The organism is Desertihabitans aurantiacus (assembly GCF_003344635.1).
GTDB lineage: Bacteria > Actinomycetota > Actinomycetes > Propionibacteriales > Propionibacteriaceae > Desertihabitans > Desertihabitans aurantiacus.
Genome location: NZ_QPKK01000051.1, coordinates 1 through 16,620, shown reverse-complemented (window position 1 = coordinate 16,620; position 16,620 = coordinate 1). Strand labels below are relative to the sequence as shown.

Annotated in this window: 16 protein-coding genes; 14 read left to right on the top strand and 2 right to left on the bottom strand. The window is 72.9% G+C overall.

Features of this window, described 5'->3' with window-relative positions; genetic code table 11:
• Positions 1 to 164 precede the first annotated feature (164 nt).
• From pyrH to DVA66_RS06390, 14 genes are all read left to right on the top strand, one after another.
• Positions 165 to 875, top strand: coding sequence for a UMP kinase (pyrH, locus tag DVA66_RS06455; protein ID WP_114559326.1), 711 nt, complete (start codon positions 165 to 167; stop codon positions 873 to 875).
• An 88-nt stretch (positions 876 to 963) separates the two neighbouring features.
• Positions 964 to 1,518: a ribosome recycling factor gene (gene frr, locus DVA66_RS06450; RefSeq protein WP_198671539.1), complete on the top strand. Its 555-nt coding sequence runs from the start codon at positions 964 to 966 to the stop codon at positions 1,516 to 1,518.
• An 84-nt stretch (positions 1,519 to 1,602) separates the two neighbouring features.
• Complete coding sequence (locus tag DVA66_RS06445; protein WP_232821810.1) at positions 1,603 to 2,418, top strand: phosphatidate cytidylyltransferase; 816 nt, start codon at positions 1,603 to 1,605, stop codon at positions 2,416 to 2,418.
• A gap of 62 nt (positions 2,419 to 2,480) precedes the next feature.
• Complete coding sequence (gene rlmN / locus DVA66_RS06440) at positions 2,481 to 3,653, top strand: 23S rRNA (adenine(2503)-C(2))-methyltransferase RlmN (RefSeq protein WP_114559323.1); 1,173 nt, start codon at positions 2,481 to 2,483, stop codon at positions 3,651 to 3,653.
• Positions 3,654 to 3,879: 226 nt separating this feature from the next.
• Complete coding sequence (locus tag DVA66_RS06435) at positions 3,880 to 4,860, top strand: TerC/Alx family metal homeostasis membrane protein (protein ID WP_114559322.1); 981 nt, start codon at positions 3,880 to 3,882, stop codon at positions 4,858 to 4,860.
• A 217-nt stretch (positions 4,861 to 5,077) separates the two neighbouring features.
• A complete protein-coding gene (gene dxr, locus DVA66_RS06430) occupies positions 5,078 to 6,358 on the top strand; it encodes a 1-deoxy-D-xylulose-5-phosphate reductoisomerase (protein ID WP_114559321.1) in 1,281 nt (426 codons plus the stop codon).
• 4 nt (positions 6,359 to 6,362) lie between these two features.
• Positions 6,363 to 7,661 (top strand): M50 family metallopeptidase, encoded by a 1,299-nt coding sequence (locus DVA66_RS06425; RefSeq protein WP_114559320.1) that lies wholly within the window; start codon positions 6,363 to 6,365, stop codon positions 7,659 to 7,661.
• 42 nt (positions 7,662 to 7,703) lie between these two features.
• On the top strand, positions 7,704 to 8,855 hold the full coding sequence (ispG, locus tag DVA66_RS06420) for a flavodoxin-dependent (E)-4-hydroxy-3-methylbut-2-enyl-diphosphate synthase (protein WP_114559319.1): 1,152 nt from the start codon (positions 7,704 to 7,706) through the stop codon (positions 8,853 to 8,855).
• A 43-nt stretch (positions 8,856 to 8,898) separates the two neighbouring features.
• Positions 8,899 to 9,738, top strand: a complete 840-nt coding sequence (locus tag DVA66_RS06415; protein WP_114559328.1) for a GNAT family N-acetyltransferase — start codon at positions 8,899 to 8,901, stop codon at positions 9,736 to 9,738.
• A 120-nt stretch (positions 9,739 to 9,858) separates the two neighbouring features.
• A complete protein-coding gene (locus DVA66_RS06410; protein ID WP_114559318.1) occupies positions 9,859 to 10,599 on the top strand; it encodes a ThuA domain-containing protein in 741 nt (246 codons plus the stop codon).
• Positions 10,584 to 11,687: a Gfo/Idh/MocA family protein gene (locus DVA66_RS06405; RefSeq protein ID WP_114559317.1), complete on the top strand. Its 1,104-nt coding sequence runs from the start codon at positions 10,584 to 10,586 to the stop codon at positions 11,685 to 11,687. Before DVA66_RS06410 ends, DVA66_RS06405 begins: the two co-directional genes overlap by 16 nt.
• Before the next feature lie 28 nt (positions 11,688 to 11,715).
• Positions 11,716 to 12,888 (top strand): Gfo/Idh/MocA family protein, encoded by a 1,173-nt coding sequence (locus DVA66_RS06400; protein ID WP_198671538.1) that lies wholly within the window; start codon positions 11,716 to 11,718, stop codon positions 12,886 to 12,888.
• 193 nt (positions 12,889 to 13,081) lie between these two features.
• Positions 13,082 to 14,827, top strand: coding sequence for a proline--tRNA ligase (locus DVA66_RS06395; protein ID WP_198671537.1), 1,746 nt, complete (start codon positions 13,082 to 13,084; stop codon positions 14,825 to 14,827).
• Between the two features lie 42 nt (positions 14,828 to 14,869).
• Entirely contained in the window at positions 14,870 to 15,670 is an 801-nt protein-coding gene (locus DVA66_RS06390; protein ID WP_114559315.1) for a sulfite exporter TauE/SafE family protein, read from the top strand.
• Positions 15,671 to 15,729: 59 nt separating this feature from the next.
• Here DVA66_RS06390 and DVA66_RS06385 read toward each other — a convergent pair whose 3' ends face one another.
• Together DVA66_RS06385 and DVA66_RS06380 are read right to left on the bottom strand one after the other, a co-directional pair.
• Positions 15,730 to 16,362 (bottom strand): pyroglutamyl-peptidase I, encoded by a 633-nt coding sequence (locus tag DVA66_RS06385; protein WP_232821808.1) that lies wholly within the window; start codon positions 16,360 to 16,362, stop codon positions 15,730 to 15,732.
• A gap of 8 nt (positions 16,363 to 16,370) precedes the next feature.
• Positions 16,371 to 16,620, bottom strand: a 250-nt coding sequence (locus DVA66_RS06380; protein WP_114559313.1) for a DUF4439 domain-containing protein, incomplete at its 5' end; no start/stop codon positions are given.

Here is a 16,620-nt window from a genome sequence, read left to right as displayed (position 1 = left end):
CCGGCGGCGTGAGCGTCAGCCGCTTCGTCCGCTTCGAGGCCGGGGTCTGATCCGAGCACTAGAGTGACGTGCGCCGCCGGGGTCACCTGGCGGCGCACGTCCGCATCCGGGCCCGGCACGCGGCCGCCCGGCGCAGAGACCGGCACCGATCGAGGAGTGGTGAGTTGCCCGCCTACAAGCGCGTCCTGCTGAAGCTGTCCGGCGAGGCCTTCGGCGGCGGCCGGATCGGTGTCGACCCCGACGTCGTGGCCAGCATCGCCCGCCAGATCGGCGAGGTCGTCACCGACGGCGTCCAGGTCGCCATCGTGGTCGGCGGCGGCAACTTCTTCCGCGGGGCCGAGCTGCAGCAGCGGGGGATGGAGCGCGACCGCGCCGACTACATGGGCATGCTCGGCACGGTGATGAACTGCCTGGCCCTGCAGGACTTCTGCGAGAAGGTCGGCGTCGACACCCGGGTGCAGACAGCGATCACCATGGGCCAGGTGGCCGAGCCCTACATCCCGCGCCGAGCCGAGCGCCACCTCGAGAAGGGCCGGGTGGTGATCTTCGGCGCCGGGTCGGGGATGCCCTACTTCTCCACCGACACCGTGGCCGCGCAGCGGGCCCTGGAGATCGGGGCCGAGGTGCTGCTGATGGGCAAGAACGGCACCGACGGGGTCTACGACAGCGATCCGCGGACCAACCCGCAGGCGGTCTTCTACGACGACCTCAGCTACGACGACTTCCTCGCCCAGAACCTCAAGGTGGCCGACGCCACCGCGATCAGCATGGCACGCGACTACCGGCTGCCGATGGTCTTCTTCAACCTCGACACCGAGGGCAACATCGCCCGGGTGGTCGCGGGTGAGAGGATCGGGACCACGGTGCACCCCTGAGCGAGCGGGCCGATCAGCCCGACGCACCTCCGAGCCGGCCGGCTCGACCGCACCAGACGAACGACCAGGGAAGGACACGATCACCGTGATCGCCGACATCATCACCGAGGCCGAGCTGAAGATGGACTCCGCCGTCGAGTACGCCAAGGAGGAGTTCGCCGCGATCCGGACGGGTCGGGCGCACCCGGCGATGTTCAACAAGATCACCGCCGAGTACTACGGCACCGCCACGCCGCTGCAGCAGCTGGCCAGCTTCCAGGTGCCGGACGCCCGGATGGTGCTCATCACGCCCTACGACACCTCGGCGATGTCGGCGATCGAGAAGGCCATCCGCGACTCCGACCTCGGGGTCAACCCGTCCAACGACGGCAAGTCGATCCGCGTCACCCTGCCCCAGCTGACCGAGGACCGCCGCAAGGAGTACATCAAGCTGGCCAAGACCAAGGCCGAGGAGGCCCGGGTCTCGGTCCGCGGTGCCCGCCGTGCGGCCAAGGACGCCCTCGACAAGCTGGTCAAGGACAAGGAGGCCGGCGAGGACGAGGTGGTGCGCGCGGAGAAGCAGCTCGACGCCGCCACCAAGAAGCACACCGACCAGATCGACGAGGTGCTCAAGGGCAAAGAAGCCGAACTGCTCGAGGTCTGAGTGAGCTCCGAGGACGCCACCACCGCGCAGGCGGGTGCGGACGACCCACCCGCCGCGCGGGAGCACGGGCGGGCCGGGCGCAACCTGCCGGCCGCCATCGGCGTCGGGGTGGCGCTGGGTGCGTTCCTCGTCTTCAGCCTCTGGAAGTTCCAGCTCGGCTTCGCGGTGCTGGTGGCGGTGGCGCTGGCCCAGGGTGCGGTGGAGCTGCACCACGCGCTGCGCCGGATCGGGATGCGCTCGGCCATCGTGCCGATCGTCGTCGGCACGCTGGGCATCGTCATCGGCTCCTACTTCGCCGCGCTGCAGGACTCGCCGATCACCGCCAACACCATCCTGCTCGGCGCCCTCGGGGCGACCGTGCTGGCGGCGCTGATCTGGCGGATGCCGGCCGGTCAGGAGGGCTACGTCAAGGACGCCGCCGCGAGCCTGTTCATCATCGGCTACGTCCCGCTGCTGGGGGCCTTCGTCTCGCTGATGCTGGCGGGGGAGAACGGCTCGCTGCGGGTCATCACCTTCATCTGCGTGGTGGTGGCCGGGGACGTCGGCGGCTACGCGGTGGGTGCCCTGCTGGGCCGGCACCCGATGGCGCCGAAGATCAGCCCGAAGAAGTCTTGGGAGGGTCTGGCAGGCTCGTTCCTGCTCGGGACGGTGGCGTCGGTCGGCCTGGTGGTGTGGGGGCTGGGCGGTCCGCTGTGGGCCGGTGTGCTCCTCGGCGTCCTGCTGGTCGCCGTCGGCGTCTGCGGGGACCTGATCGAGTCGCTGGTCAAGCGCGACGTCGGGATCAAGGACATGAGCTCGATCCTGCCCGGCCACGGCGGGGTGATGGACCGGCTGGACTCGCTGCTGGTGGCCGCACCGGTGGCCTGGTTCACCATGTACCTGCTGATCCCCGGCGGCTGAGCACGAGCACCTGCGGGCCGACCCGCACCACGGCGAGCGCACGCACAGCACGGAGTGAGGACATGAGCGAGAAGATCTACGACCACGAGAAGGTCGTGCCGGACGACGCGCCGGCGCTGCCGCTGGTGATGCAGGCACCCCGGCGCGGCAAGCCGCCGGAGCACTGGAGCGACCTCGACGCCGACGGCCGGCGCGAGCGCATCCGGGCGGCGGGACTGCCCGCCTTCCGCGCCTCGCAGCTGTCGCGGCACTGGTACGAGCGGCTGGACGACGACCCGTCCGGCTGGACCGACCTGCCCGCCGCCGTCCGCGCGGCGGTGGCCGACCAGTTCTTCCCGACCCTGCTGACGCCGGTGCGCACCCTGGGCTGCGACGACGGCACCACCGTCAAGTCGCTGTGGCGGCTGCACGACGGCGCGCTGGTGGAGAGCGTGCTGATGCGCTACGGCGCCGGGCGTCCGGGCAGCCGCAGCACCATCTGCATCTCCTCCCAGGCCGGCTGCGGGATGGCCTGTCCGTTCTGCGCCACCGGCCAGGGCGGTCTGCAGCGCAACATGAGCACCGCCGAGATCGTCGAGCAGGTGGTGGCCGGTGCCCGCGCGCTGGCCCGCGGCGAGGTGACCGGCGGCCCGGGCCGCATCAACAACGTCGTCTTCATGGGGATGGGCGAGCCGATGGCGAACTACCGCTCGGTGATCGCCGCCATCCGCACCCTGGTGGCGCCCGCCCCCGACGGGCTGGGGATCGGCGCCCGGGGGATCACGCTGTCCACCGTCGGGCTGGTGCCCCGGATCCAGCAGCTCACCGAGGAGGGGCTGCCGATCACCCTCGCGGTCAGCCTGCACGCTCCCGACGACGAGCTGCGCGACACCCTGGTGCCGATCAACACCCGGCACAAGGTGGACGAGGTCGTCGACGCGGCCTGGGAGTACGCCCGGGTGACCAAGCGGCGGGTCTCCATCGAGTACGCGCTGATCAAGGACATCAACGACCAGGCCTGGCGGGCCGACGAGCTGGCCCGGGTGCTGAAGCGGCGCGGCGACTGGGGCTGGGTGCACGTCAACCTCATCCCGCTCAACCCCACCCCGGGGTCGAAGTGGACGGCCTCCCGCCCGGAGGACGAGCGCGAGTTCGTCCGCCGGCTCGAGGCCCACGGCGTCCCGGTGACGGTCCGCGACACCCGCGGGCGCGAGATCGACGGAGCCTGCGGGCAGCTGGCGGCCTCGGAGGCCTGACCCCGGCCGGCGGGGTCCCCCGGGGGACGGGCGTCCCCGCCGCAGGCCGGCCCGAACCCGCACCGCCGCGGTGTTGGGCCGGCACCGGCCGACCACGTATCCTTCTCCGCGAGGGGAGTACCTCGGCAGGCTGGTCCGGTCATTCCGGACGCACGGGCGTCCTCGGGCCGCCACCCACCGGGTGAGGAAGACCTCGGACGCGACGACGTGCCCGAGGAGGCCCCCTTTGCCCGACGACACCACCATCGGTACCCCCCTGCTCTGGGCGATCAGCATCGGTGTGCTGCTCGCCCTGCTGGCGGTCGACTTCGCGGTCACCCGCCGTCCGCACGAGGTGACGCTGCGCGAGGCCATCGGCTGGTCGGTGTTCTACCTCTCGCTGCCCTTCGTCTTCGCGCTCTACCTGTGGTGGGCCTACAGCGGCGGCCAGGCGCTGGAGTTCGTCACCGGGTTCGTGGTCGAGAAGTCGCTCTCGGTCGACAACCTGTTCGTGTTCATGCTGATCCTCACCGGGTTCGGCGTGCCGGCGGTCCTGCAGCAGCGGGTGCTGCTGTTCGGCATCGTCGGCGCGCTCGTGCTGCGCGGCGTGTTCATCGCCGCCGGCGCCGCGCTGCTCCAGGCCGGCACCTGGGCCTTCCTCGTCTTCGGCGCCATCCTCTTCGCCACCGCCGTCAAGATCATGCGCGACGCGGTCTCGGGCGAGCCCGCCGAGCAGGACGTCTCCCAGATGCGGGTGGTCCGGCTGCTGCGCCGGGTGATGCCGGTCACCGACGACTACCGGGGCACGAAGCTGGTCGTCCGCGAGGGCGCCCGGCGGGCGCTGACCCCGCTGGCCGTCGTCGTGGTCGCCGTCCTCGCCACCGACGTGGTGTTCGCCGTCGACTCGGTGCCGGCCATCTACGGGATCACCGCCGACCCGTACCTGGTCTTCGCGACCAACGCCTTCGCGCTGATGGGGCTGCGGGCCCTCTACTTCGTCCTGCAGACCGCGCTGGCCAAGCTCGTCCACCTCAACCACGGGCTGGCGATCATCCTCGCCCTGATCGGCGTCAAGCTGGTGCTGCACTGGGCCCACGGCCTCTGGCCCGCGGTCCCGGAGGTGCCCACCTGGGCCTCGCTGGTCGCCATCGTGCTGGTGCTGACGACGGTCACCGTGACCAGCCTGCGCTCGCGCCGGGCCGCGGAGCGGGAGGAGGTGACGACGTGATCCTGCTCGTGGAGCTGCTGGTGCAGACGGTCCTGACCGTGCTGGTCGTGCTCGCGCTGCTGGTCTCCTGCGCCGTGCTGACGACCGTCCACGCCCACCGCCGGCACCGGCACTGACCCCACCCCCCGCGTCCGTGCCCCGGGGACGGCCCGCGGGCCGGGGACGCGCGAGGCCGCGCCGGCTGGGGAGGACGGGCCGTGCCTGCCACACTGGCCCGGTGCGGGACGTGGTGGTGCTGGGGAGCACGGGGTCGGTGGGTCGGCAGGCGCTGGAGCTGGTGGCCGAGCGCCCCGGGGAGTTCCGGGTGGTGGCGCTGGCCGCGGGCGGTGGCTCGGTCGACGTGCTCGCCACCCAGGTCCTCGACCACCGGCCCGCGGTGGTGGCGGTGGCGCGCCCCACCGTGGTGCAGGACCTGCAGCTCGCCCTCTACGCCGCCGCCAAGGAGCGGGGCTGGGCCGCCGGGGAAGCCACCCTGCCCCGGATCGTGGCCGGACCGGACGCCGCGGTCGAGGTCGCCGGGCTGGCCTGCGACGTGGTGCTCAACGCCATCACCGGGGCCGCGGGGCTGCGTCCCACCCTGGCCGCGCTGGCCGCCGGCACCCGGCTGGCACTGGCGAACAAGGAGTCGCTGGTGGTCGGTGGACGGGTGGTGACCGCCGCGGCCGCCGAGGGCCAGATCGTCCCGGTCGACTCCGAGCACTCCGCCCTGGCCCAGTGCCTGCGCGGCGGCCGCGCCGGCGAGGTGGACCGGCTGCTGGTCACCGCCAGCGGCGGCCCGTTCCGCGGCTGGGACGCCGAGCGGCTGCGCGAGGTCACCCCGGCCCAGGCGCTGGCCCACCCCACCTGGGACATGGGCAAGGTCATCACCACCAACTCCGCCACCTTGTTCAACAAGGGCCTGGAGGTGCTGGAGGCGCACCTGCTCTTCGAGATCGGCCTGGACCGGATCGACGTGGTCGTGCACCCGCAGTCGGTGGTGCACTCGATGGTCCAGTTCACCGACGGCTCCACCCTCGCCCAGTGCTCCCCGCCGGACATGCGGCTGCCGATCGCGCTCGGCCTGGTCTGGCCCGACCGGCTGCCCGGCGCGGCCCGTCCGGTCGACTGGAGCACGGCCGCCACCTGGACCTTCGAGCCGCTGGACGAGGTGGCCTTCCCCGCGGTCGAGCTGTGCCGCCGGGCGGGACGGGCGGCGGGCACGGCACCGGCGGTGCTCAACGCGACCAACGAGGAGTGCGTGGAGGCCTTCCACGCCGGCCGGATCGGGTTCACCGACATCTGGACGCTGGTGGAGCGGGTGCTCGGGGAGCACCTCGGGGACGCCGACGGCGGGGCCGGCGCGGGCGCCCCGGGCACTTCGGCGGCGGACGTAGGATGCACGCTGGTGCCGGACCCGGAGCTGGGCGTCGAGGCCGTGCTGGCCGCCGACGGGTGGGCCCGCCGCCGGACCGCAGACCTGGTCGAGGACCTCGACCGCACGAGCCGGGGAGTGAGCTGAAGCGATGGACGTGGTGCTCTTCCTCGCCGCCGCCCTCGGGTTCTTCGCCCTGATCATGGTCTCGATCGCGCTGCACGAGATCGGCCACCTCGTCCCGGCCAAGCTCTTCGACGTCAAGGTCACCCAGTACTTCACCGGCTTCGGGCCCACCCTGTGGTCGCGGTGGCGGGGGGAGACCGAGTACGGGGTGAAGGCCGTCCCGCTGGGCGGCTTCGTCCGGATGGTCGGGATGTTCCCGCCGGCCCGCGGCGGACAGCTGCGGGCCAGCTCCAGCGGCATCTTCCAGTCACTGGCCGACGACGCCCGCGCGGCCGAGCACGAGCACATCACCCCGGCCGACGAGGGGCGCCTGTTCTACCAGAAGCCGGTCTGGCAGAAGCTCATCATCATGGCCGGCGGGCCGGTGATGAACCTGCTGCTGGCCTTCCTCATCCTGCTCGGCGTGACCGGGCTCTACGGCATCCTCCGCCCGCAGCTGACCGTGGCCACCGTCGAGGAGTGCGTGGTGGCCGCCGCGGAGCCGCCGCGGACCTGCACCGAGGCCGATCCCCGGACGCCGGCCGCCACCATGGGGCTGCGGCCCGGCGACACCCTGGTCTCGTTCAACGGCGTCGCCCTGCAGAGCTGGGAGCAGCTGTCGGCGCTGATCCGGGCCAACCGCGACCAGCCCGCCACCGTGGTGGTCCGCCGCGACGGCGCCGAGGTGACCCTGCCGACCACGCCCACCGTCCTCACCGGGGTGGCCGACCAGTGGAACCCCTCGGAGACGGTGGAGGCCGGGTTCCTCGGCGTCGGACCGGTCTACCAGCGCGTCACCGGGGGACCGGTCACCGTCCTGCGCGACATGGCCGACATGACGGCGCGCAGCGTGCACGCCATCGCCCGGTTCCCGGTGAACGTCTACCACACCGCCGCCGACCTGGTGCTCGGCAACGAGCGCGACCCCAACGGCCCGATCAGCATCGTCGGCGCCAGCCGGACCGCTGGCGACATCGCCATCACCGACCAGCTCGTCACCGCCGAGAAGGTGTCCACCTGGTTCCTGCTGCTGGGCTCGGTCAACCTCTTCGTGGCGCTGTTCAACTTCGTCCCGCTGCTGCCGCTGGACGGCGGGCACATCGCCGGCGCGCTGTGGGAGGGGCTGCGGCGGGTGCTGGCCCGGCTGCGCGGCCGCGGCGACCCCGGCTTCGTCGACACGGCCAGGCTGCTCCCGGTGGCCTACGTGGTCGGCGGGTTCATCGCCCTCTCCGGCGTGGTGCTGATCATCGCCGACCTCATCGACCCCATCCGCCTGTTCGGCTGACCTGCGTCACCGACCCCCGTCCCCGAGTGCGAGAGTGAGACCATGACCATCGACCTTCCCCTGCCGGAGGTCCGCGAGGCGCCGCCCGTGCTCGCGCCCCGGCGCAAGACCCGCCAGATCAAGGTGGGCAAGGTGGGCGTCGGCAGCGACCACCCGGTGTCGGTGCAGTCGATGACCACCACGATGACCACCGACATCAACGCCACCCTGCAGCAGATCGCCGAGCTCACCGCCGCCGGCTGCGACATCGTCCGGGTGGCCTGCCCGAGCTCCGACGACGCCGAGGCGCTGCCGGCCATCGCGCAGAAGTCGCAGATCCCGGTGATCGCCGACATCCACTTCCAGCCCAAGTACGTCTTCGCCGCGATCGAGGCCGGCTGCGCGGCGGTCCGGGTCAACCCGGGCAACATCCGCAAGTTCGACGACCAGGTCAAGGAGATCGCCCAGGCCGCCAAGGACCACGGCACCTCCATCCGGATCGGCGTCAACGCCGGCTCGCTCGACCCCCGGCTGCTGCAGAAGCACGGCAAGGCCACCCCGGAGGCGCTGGTCGAGTCGGCGGTCTGGGAGGCCTCGCTGTTCGAGGAGCACGACTTCCACGACTTCAAGATCTCGGTCAAGCACAACGACCCGGTGGTCATGGTGCGCGCCTACGAGATGCTGGCCGAGCGGGGCGACTGGCCGCTGCACCTCGGTGTCACCGAGGCCGGGCCGGCGTTCCAGGGCACGATCAAGTCCGCCACCGCGTTCGGCGCCCTGCTCAGCCAGGGCATCGGCGACACCATCCGGGTCTCGCTGTCCGCGCCGCCGGTGGAGGAGGTCAAGGTCGGCATCCAGATCCTGGAGTCGCTCAACCTCAAGCCGCGCCGGCTCGAGATCGTCTCCTGCCCCTCCTGCGGCCGCGCCCAGGTCGACGTCTACAAGCTGGCCGACGAGGTCACCGCCGGGCTGGACGGGCTGGAGGTGCCGCTGCGGGTCGCGGTGATGGGCTGCGTCGTCAACGGGCCCGGTGAGGCCCGCGAGGCCGACCTGGGCGTCGCCTCGGGCAACGGCAAGGGCCAGATCTTCGTCAAGGGCGAGGTGATCAAGACGGTCAAGGAGTCCGACATCGTCGAGACCCTGATCGAGGAGGCCATGCGGCTCGCCGAGTCGATGCCGGCCGGTGAGGGCGTCCCGGAGGTCTCGATCCGGTGAGCGGTCCCGTGCGGACGCCGGCCCCATGACCACCCCCACCCGGCTGGCCGGGCACGTGCGGGTGCTCACCGACTCCGACGTCCCCGACGTCATCCGGCTGCTCACCGAGGACCCGGTGGTCAACGTCTTCGTGGCCGCCCGGGTGCGCAGCGGTGGGGTGGACGAGTTCACCCTGGGCTGCCCGATGTGGGGCTGGGAGGTGGGCGACCGGCTCCGCGCGCTGCTGCACGTCGGATCGAACCTGGTGCCGGTGCAGGCCGACCCGCAGGCCGTCGACGGGTTCGTCGAGCACCTGGGCCGGACGCGGCGGTGCTCCTCGATCGTCGGCCCGGCCGAGGTGGTGCTCGCGCTCTGGCAGGGCCTCTCCCAGCGCTGGGGGGACGCCTGGTCGCACGTGCGCGAGCTGCGAGCCGACCAGCCGCTGCTGGTGATGGACACCGACCCGACCGGTGAGGAGGACGAGCGGGTCCAGCGGATCACCGAGGAGCACTGGGACGCCTACAGCGACGCCTCGGCCCGGATGTACACCGAGGAGGTGGGGGTCCCGCCCGCGCCGCAGAACCCGCTCAGCTACCGGATGCACGTGCTCGGCCTGATCAAGGCCGGCCGCGCCTTCGGCATCGTGGAGGACGGCCGGGTGCTCTACAAGGCCGACCTCGGCTCGGTCGCCGGCGGCGTCAGCCAGGTGCAGGGCGTGTGGGTCGACCCCGAGCTGCGCGGTCGCGGTCTGGCGGCGCCGGCGATGGCGCGGACGGTCCGGCTCGCCCGGGAGGAGACGCCGACCGTCTCGCTCTACGTCAACGACTTCAACGAGCGGGCCCGGCGCACCTACCAGCGGGTCGGCTTCCGCCAGGTGGGCACCTTCGCGACCGTCCTGTACTGATCGGCAACCCGGACGCGCCGGAGGCGGGACCGCTCTTGTTGGCCGCCGCAACATTTCACTAGCATGCGGGACGGCGACGCGGCACGGGTCGCGTCGCACGCGCTACCAGAGAGGTCGACGATGCCCCAGGACCAGGCCGAGGCCACACTGCCCGGTTTCGACACCAGCCGACGCCGGAGGGCCCTGGTCGTCCGGGGCGGCTGGGAGGGCCACCAGCCGGTCGAGGCCACCGACCTGTTCATCCCGCACCTGGAGCAGCACGGCTTCACCGTCCACGTGCACGACTCCCCGGCGCCCTACGCCGACGCCGACCTGATGGCCGAGGTCGACCTGGTCATGCAGTGCATGACGATGTCGTCGATCGAGAAGGACCAGTTCTGGGGCCTGCGGGCCGCGATCGAGGCCGGCACCGGGTTCGCCGGCTGGCACGGCGGCATCGCCGACTCCTACCGCAACACCTCCGACTACCTGCACCTGGTCGGCGGGCAGTTCGCCTGCCACCCCGGCAAGCACCCCGACGAGCGGGTCGGTGACATGGCCGACAACTACGTGCCCTACACCGTGAACATGCTCCCCGAGGCCGCCGAGCACCCGGTCACCGCCGGGATCGGCGACTTCGACCTCGTCACCGAGCAGTACTGGGTGCTGGCCGACGAGTACTGCGACGTGCTGGCCACCACCACCCAGAAGGTCCGCGAGTGGGACCCGTGGCACCGCGAGGTCACCTCCCCGGCGATCTGGACCCGCCAGTGGGGCGAGGGCCGCATCTTCGTCGCCACCCCCGGCCACCAGGTGGACGTGCTGCGCGACCCGTCGGTCAACACCATCGTCAAGAGGGGTCTGCTGTGGGCGAGCCGATGAACCTGGCCCTGATCGGGTGCGGCAACATCGCCGGGCAGTACCTGGCCAGCCTGCAGCGGCTGCCCGGGCTGCGCCTGGTGGCCGTCTGCGACGCCGTCCCCGCCGCCGCCGAGCGGGTCTCGGCCGAGACCGGCGTCCCGGCCCGCCCGGTGGAGGACGTGCTCGCCGACCCGTCGGTGGAGGTCGTGCTGAACCTGACCATCCCCGCCGCCCACGCGCCGGTGACCATCGCCGCCCTCGAGGCCGGCAAGCACGTCTACCTGGAGAAGCCGTTCGCCACCTCGCTGGCCGACGCCGACGCCATGGTCGCGGCCGCCGAGAAGGCCGGACGCCGGATCGGCTCCGCGCCCGACACCGTGCTCGGCACCGGCATCCAGACCGCCCGTCAGCTGGTCGACTCCGGACGGATCGGCATCCCGGTGGCCGCCACGGCGTTCATGATGAACCCCGGCCACGAGTCCTGGCACCCCAACCCGGCGTTCTACTACCAGCACGGCGGCGGGCCCCTGCTCGACATGGGCGTCTACTACCTGACCGCGCTGGTCACCCTGCTCGGCCCGGTCGAGTCGGTCACCGCCATGGGCTCGCGGATCCGCACCGAGCGCCCGGTGCCGGCCGGCGCGCCGCGGGCGGGGGAGGTGCTGACGGTGGAGGTCGACACCCACATCAGCGCGGTGCTGCGCCACACCAGCGGGGTCACCAGCACCCTGGTGGTCAGCTTCGACGCCGTCGCGAGCCAGCTGCCGCGGATCGAGGTCTACGGCAGCGAGGCGACCCTCGACGTCCCCGACCCCAACCGGTTCGACGACCCGGTGCGGATCTGCGCCACCCCGCGCAGCCGGGACTTCACCGAGGTCGAGCCGACCGCGGGCTACCGCGGCTCCGGACGCGGCTACGGCCTGGCCGACATGGCCCGCGCGATCGCCGAGGGCGGGCCGCACCGGCAGAGCACCGAGCTCGGCTACCACGTGAACGAGGTGATGGAGCGGGTGCTGGAGTCGATCCGCGAGCAGCGTCAGACCGCCGTGGTCAGCCGCTGCGAGCGCCCGGCCGCGGTGCCGCTGGACGCCACCCCCGACGTCGCCTGACCACCCAGCCACACCGAGGAGGACGAGGATGACCACCACCGGACGCCCGCTGCGGGTCGCCATGATCGGCTACGCCTTCATGGGCGCGGCGCACTCCCAGGCCTGGCGCAACGTGCACCGGTTCTTCCCGCTGGAGCTGACACCGGAGATGGCGGTGCTGGTGGGGCGGAACGCCGAGGCGGTGCAGCAGGCGGCCGCCACCTTCGGCTGGGCCGAGACCGCAACCGACTGGCGGGCGGTGGTGGAGCGCGAGGACGTCGACCTGGTCGACATCTGCACCCCTGGTGACACCCACGCCGAGATCGCGCTGGCCGCGCTGGCCGCCGGCAAGCACGTGCTGTGCGAGAAGCCGCTGGCCAACACGGTGGCCGAGGCGGAGGAGATGACCGCGGCGGCCGAGCAGGCGCGGGCCCGCGGCGTCCGCTCGATGGTGGGGTTCAGCTACCGCCGGGTGCCGGCGCTGGCGCTTATGCGGCAGATGGTCGCCGAGGGCGTGGTGGGCGACATCCGCCACATCCGCGGGCTCTACCTGCAGGACTGGATCGTCGACCCGGAGTTCCCGCTGGTGTGGCGGCTGCAGAAGGACAAGGCCGGTTCGGGCGCGCTGGGTGACATCGGCGCCCACATCCTCGACGCCGCGGAGTTCGTCACCGGGCACCGCATCACCGGGGTGGCCGCGCAGACCGAGACCTTCGTCAAGGAGCGGCCGCTGCCCGGGGACGCCGGCACCGGTCTCGCCTCCACCGGGGGAGCGGGCACCGGGACGGTCACCGTCGACGACGCCGCGGTGGTGCTGGCCCGCACCGACGCGGGTGCGCTGGCCACCTTCGAGGCCACCCGCTTCGCCACCGGGCGCAAGAACCGGATCGTGCTGGAGGTCAACGGCTCGAAGGGGTCGCTGGCGTTCAACTTCGAGGACATGAACAGCCTCGAGCACTACGACCTCGCCGCCGGCGACCGGGCCGGGTTCACGACGATCTCGGTGACCGAGCCCACCCACCCCTACCTCGAGGCGTGGTGGCCGGCCGGGCACGGGCTGGGTTACGAGCACACCTTCGTCCACCAGGCCCGCGACCTCCTCGCCGCCATCGCCGCGGAGGAGGACCCCAGCCCGTCCTTCGCCGACGGCCTGCGGATCCAGCGGTTGCTGGCCGCGGTGGAGCAGAGCGCGGGGGCGCAGGCGGCCTGGCAGCAGGTCTGAGCCGCTCGCCCGACCCGGCCCCCGAGCCGGACCCCAGCGCCCAGAGCCGGACCCCAGCGCCTCGAGCCGGATCCCAGCGCCCTGAGCCTGTCGAAGGGCCGTCCGCGGCGCATTCTCGTTGGGCTGCGATCACACCACGCCGATAGGCTCAACCCGCCTGTCGACCCGGAAGGAACCCCCTGTGATCACGAGGATGTCCGAGCTGTTCGTGCGCACCCTGCGCGAGGACCCGGCCGACGCCGAGGTCGACAGCCACCGCTGGCTGGTCCGCGCCGGCTACATCCGCCGGGTCGCCCCGGGCATCTACTCCTGGCTGCCGCTGGGGCTGCGGGTGATGGCCCGGGTCGAGCAGGTCGTCCGCGAGGAGATGACTCGGGCCGGTGCGCAGGAGCTGCGGTTCCCGGCGCTGCTGCCGCGCGAGCCGTACGAGGCGACCGGGCGCTGGACCGAGTACGGCGACGGCATCTTCCGCCTCAAGGACCGCAAGGGCGGGGACTACCTGCTGGGCCCGACGCACGAGGAGCTGTTCGCGCTGACGGTGAAGGACCTGTACTCCTCCTACAAGGACCTGCCGCTGACGATCTACCAGATCCAGACGAAGTACCGCGACGAGGCGCGGCCGCGGGCCGGCATCCTGCGCGGACGCGAGTTCGTCATGAAGGACGCCTACAGCTTCGACATCGACGAGGCCGGGCTGGAGCGCTCCTACGCCCGGCAGCGGGAGGCCTACCAGCGCATCTTCGACCGGCTCGGCTTCGACTACGTCATCGTCAAGGCCCACTCCGGGGCGATGGGTGGCTCGATGAGCGAGGAGTTCCTGGTTCGCTCCCCGATCGGGGAGGACACCTTCGTCCGCGCGCCCAGCGGCTACGCCGCCAACATCGAGGCGGTCGACGTCGCCGTGCCGGAGGCGGTGGACGCCACCGACGCCCCGGCCGCGCACGTGGAGCCGACCCCGGGCACGCCGACCATCCAGACGCTGGTGGACGCCCTCAACGCCGACCACCCGCGCACCGACCGCGCCTGGACGGCGTCCGACACGCTGAAGAACGTGCTGTTCACCGTCACCGAGCCGGACGGCCACCGCTGGGACCTGGCCGTCGGGCTCCCGGGTGACCGCGACGTCGACGCCAAGCGGCTGGAGGCCGAGCTGGGCGAGGGCGCGACCTTCGCCCCGTTCACCGACGAGGACTTCGCCCGCCACCCGCAGCTGGCCAAGGGCTACATCGGCCCGGGCGTGCTGGGCGAGGAGTCGGTCACCGGCATCCGCTACCTGCTCGACCCGCGGGTGGTCGACGGCACCCGCTGGGTGACCGGTGCCGACCAGCCCGACTCCCACGTCCTCGACCTGGTCAAGGGCCGCGACTTCGGGGCCGACGGCACCATCCAGGTGGCCGACGTCCGCGCCGGCGACCCGTCCCCGGACGGCTCGGGTCCGCTGGAGCTGGAGCGGGGCATCGAGATGGGTCACGTCTTCGCCCTCGGCACCAAGTACTCCGAGGCGCTGGGGCTGCGGGTGCTCGACCCGAACGGCAAGCTGGTGCCGGTGCCGATGGGCTCCTACGGCATCGGGATCACCCGCGCGGTGGCCACGGTGGCGGAGAACACCTGCGACGAGAAGGGGCTGTGCTGGCCGCGCGAGCTGGCCCCGTTCGCGCTGACCGTGCTGGCCACCGGCAAGGGTGAGGACGTCGCGGCCAAGGCCGCCGAGATCGCCGGGGCGCTGGCCGACCGCGGGGTCGAGGTGCTGCTGGACGACCGCAAGGTCTCGCCGGGGGTGAAGTTCGCCGACTCCGAGCTGCTCGGCATGCCGACCGTCGTGGTGGTCGGCCGCGGGCTGGCCGACGGGGTGGTCGAGGTGCGTGACCGGCGCAGCGGGCAGAGCACGGAGGTGGCCGTCGACGAGGCGGTGCCGCACCTGCTCGAGCTGCTCGGGTGAGCCTGGCGCTCCCGCGCGCGACCCGCGGGCGGGGAGGCGGAGGTGCCGCCTGACATCGCCCTGCACGTGGTGCTGCTGCTGGTCGGGGTGGCCTTCCTGGCCGGCTGGGTGGACGCCGTGGTGGGGGGTGGCGGGCTGATCCAGCTGCCCGCCCTGCTGCTGGCGCTGCCCAGTGACACCTCGGTGCCGGAGATCTCGGGCACCAACAAGGTCAGCTCGGTGGCCGGGACCGCGGTCGCCACCCTCACCTACCTGCGGAAGGTGCGCCCGGACTGGGCGGTGGTGGTGCCGCTGGTCGTCGCCGCCTTCGCGGGGTCGGCGCTGGGCGCCCAGCTGGTCCGGCTGCTGCCACGTGACGCCTTCACCCCGATCGTGCTGGTGGCCCTGGTCGCCGTCGGCGTCTACACCGTGCGGCGGCCCCAGCTGGGTCTGGAGCACGACGTCCGCCACTCCGGGTTCGCCTCGGTCTGGCGGAGCGCGGCGATCGGCGGCGGGGTGGGCGTCTACGACGGGTTCCTCGGCCCCGGCACCGGCTCCTTCTTCGTCATCCTGGTGGTGGCCGTCCTGGGCTACGGGTTCCTGCAGGCCACCGCCAAGGCCAAGCTCGCCAACCTCACCACCAACCTGGCCGCCATCGGCGTGCTGGCCTGGCACGGCCAGGTGCTGTGGCTGCTCGGCGTGCTGATGGCGGCGGCCAACCTCACCGGCGCCTTCATCGGCGCCCGGATGGCCCTGCGCCACGGCAGCGGCTTCGTCCGCCGCGTCTTCCTCGTGGTGGTCGGTGCGATGATCCTCCGCCTCGGCTGGGACACCGTCCAGATCGCCCTCCGCGTCCTCGCCTGACCCACCCCGACGCCCTGAGCCTGTCGAAGGGGGCGGACGACCCGAGACCGCCCTCAGCCCTACGCCGACCCGCAGCCCCGCCGCACCGAGTCGACGGCCGAGCGCACACAGATCCCCAGCGCCCGGGCCAGGTCGTCGAGGTCGAGCCCGCCCGGACGCACCACGGCCCGGCTGTCGGTCTCCGCGCCCACACCGGCCACCCCGGTCGAGCGGAACGCCGGCACGTGCACGAACGCGGCCGGCACGTCGAGGGCGGCCACCGCCACCGCGACCCGGTTGCAGACGAACGCTCCGGCGTCCTCCGACACCCGCGCCGGCAGCCCGCCGGCCCGCAGCCGCGCGGCCATGTCGTCGACGTCGAGGGTGGCCGGCCGCAGTGCAGGCCCGTCGTCGACCCGCTGGTCCCGGGGCCGGGCGCCGGCGTTGTCGGGGATCCGGGCGTCCAGCCGGTTGCGGCCGTACCGCTCCGGGGTCACCTCGGCGCGCCCGCCCGCCTCACCCACCGCCAGCGCGGCGTCGGGACGGTGCTCGGCCACCAGCGCCGCGAGGCGGTCCGGGGCGCCCGCGAAGGTCACCGGGAGCGTGGCGGTGAGCAGCTCCACGCCGGCGTCGGCCCAGTCCGCGACCAGTCGGGCGACCGCCGCCTGGCTGGCGTTCTCGGCGTCCCCGCCGAACGGCTCGAACCCCGTCACCAGGACCCTCACGCGATCTGCCACCCCGGCCAGACCGCGAGCGCCCCGCCCAGCCCGACGGCGGTGGTGGTGCCCTCCACCAGGGCGTCGACCGCCACGGCGCGGTCCCCGTCGGGGGCGGCGGCGACCCACCGGCCGACCCACGGCACCAGCGCCAGCTCGAGGTCGCGGCGCAGCGTGGCCGAGCCGGCCTGGTCGCGGGGGTCCAGCTCGACGTCGTAGTCGGCGGCCGCGGCCGGCACGGCCAGCCCACGCCCG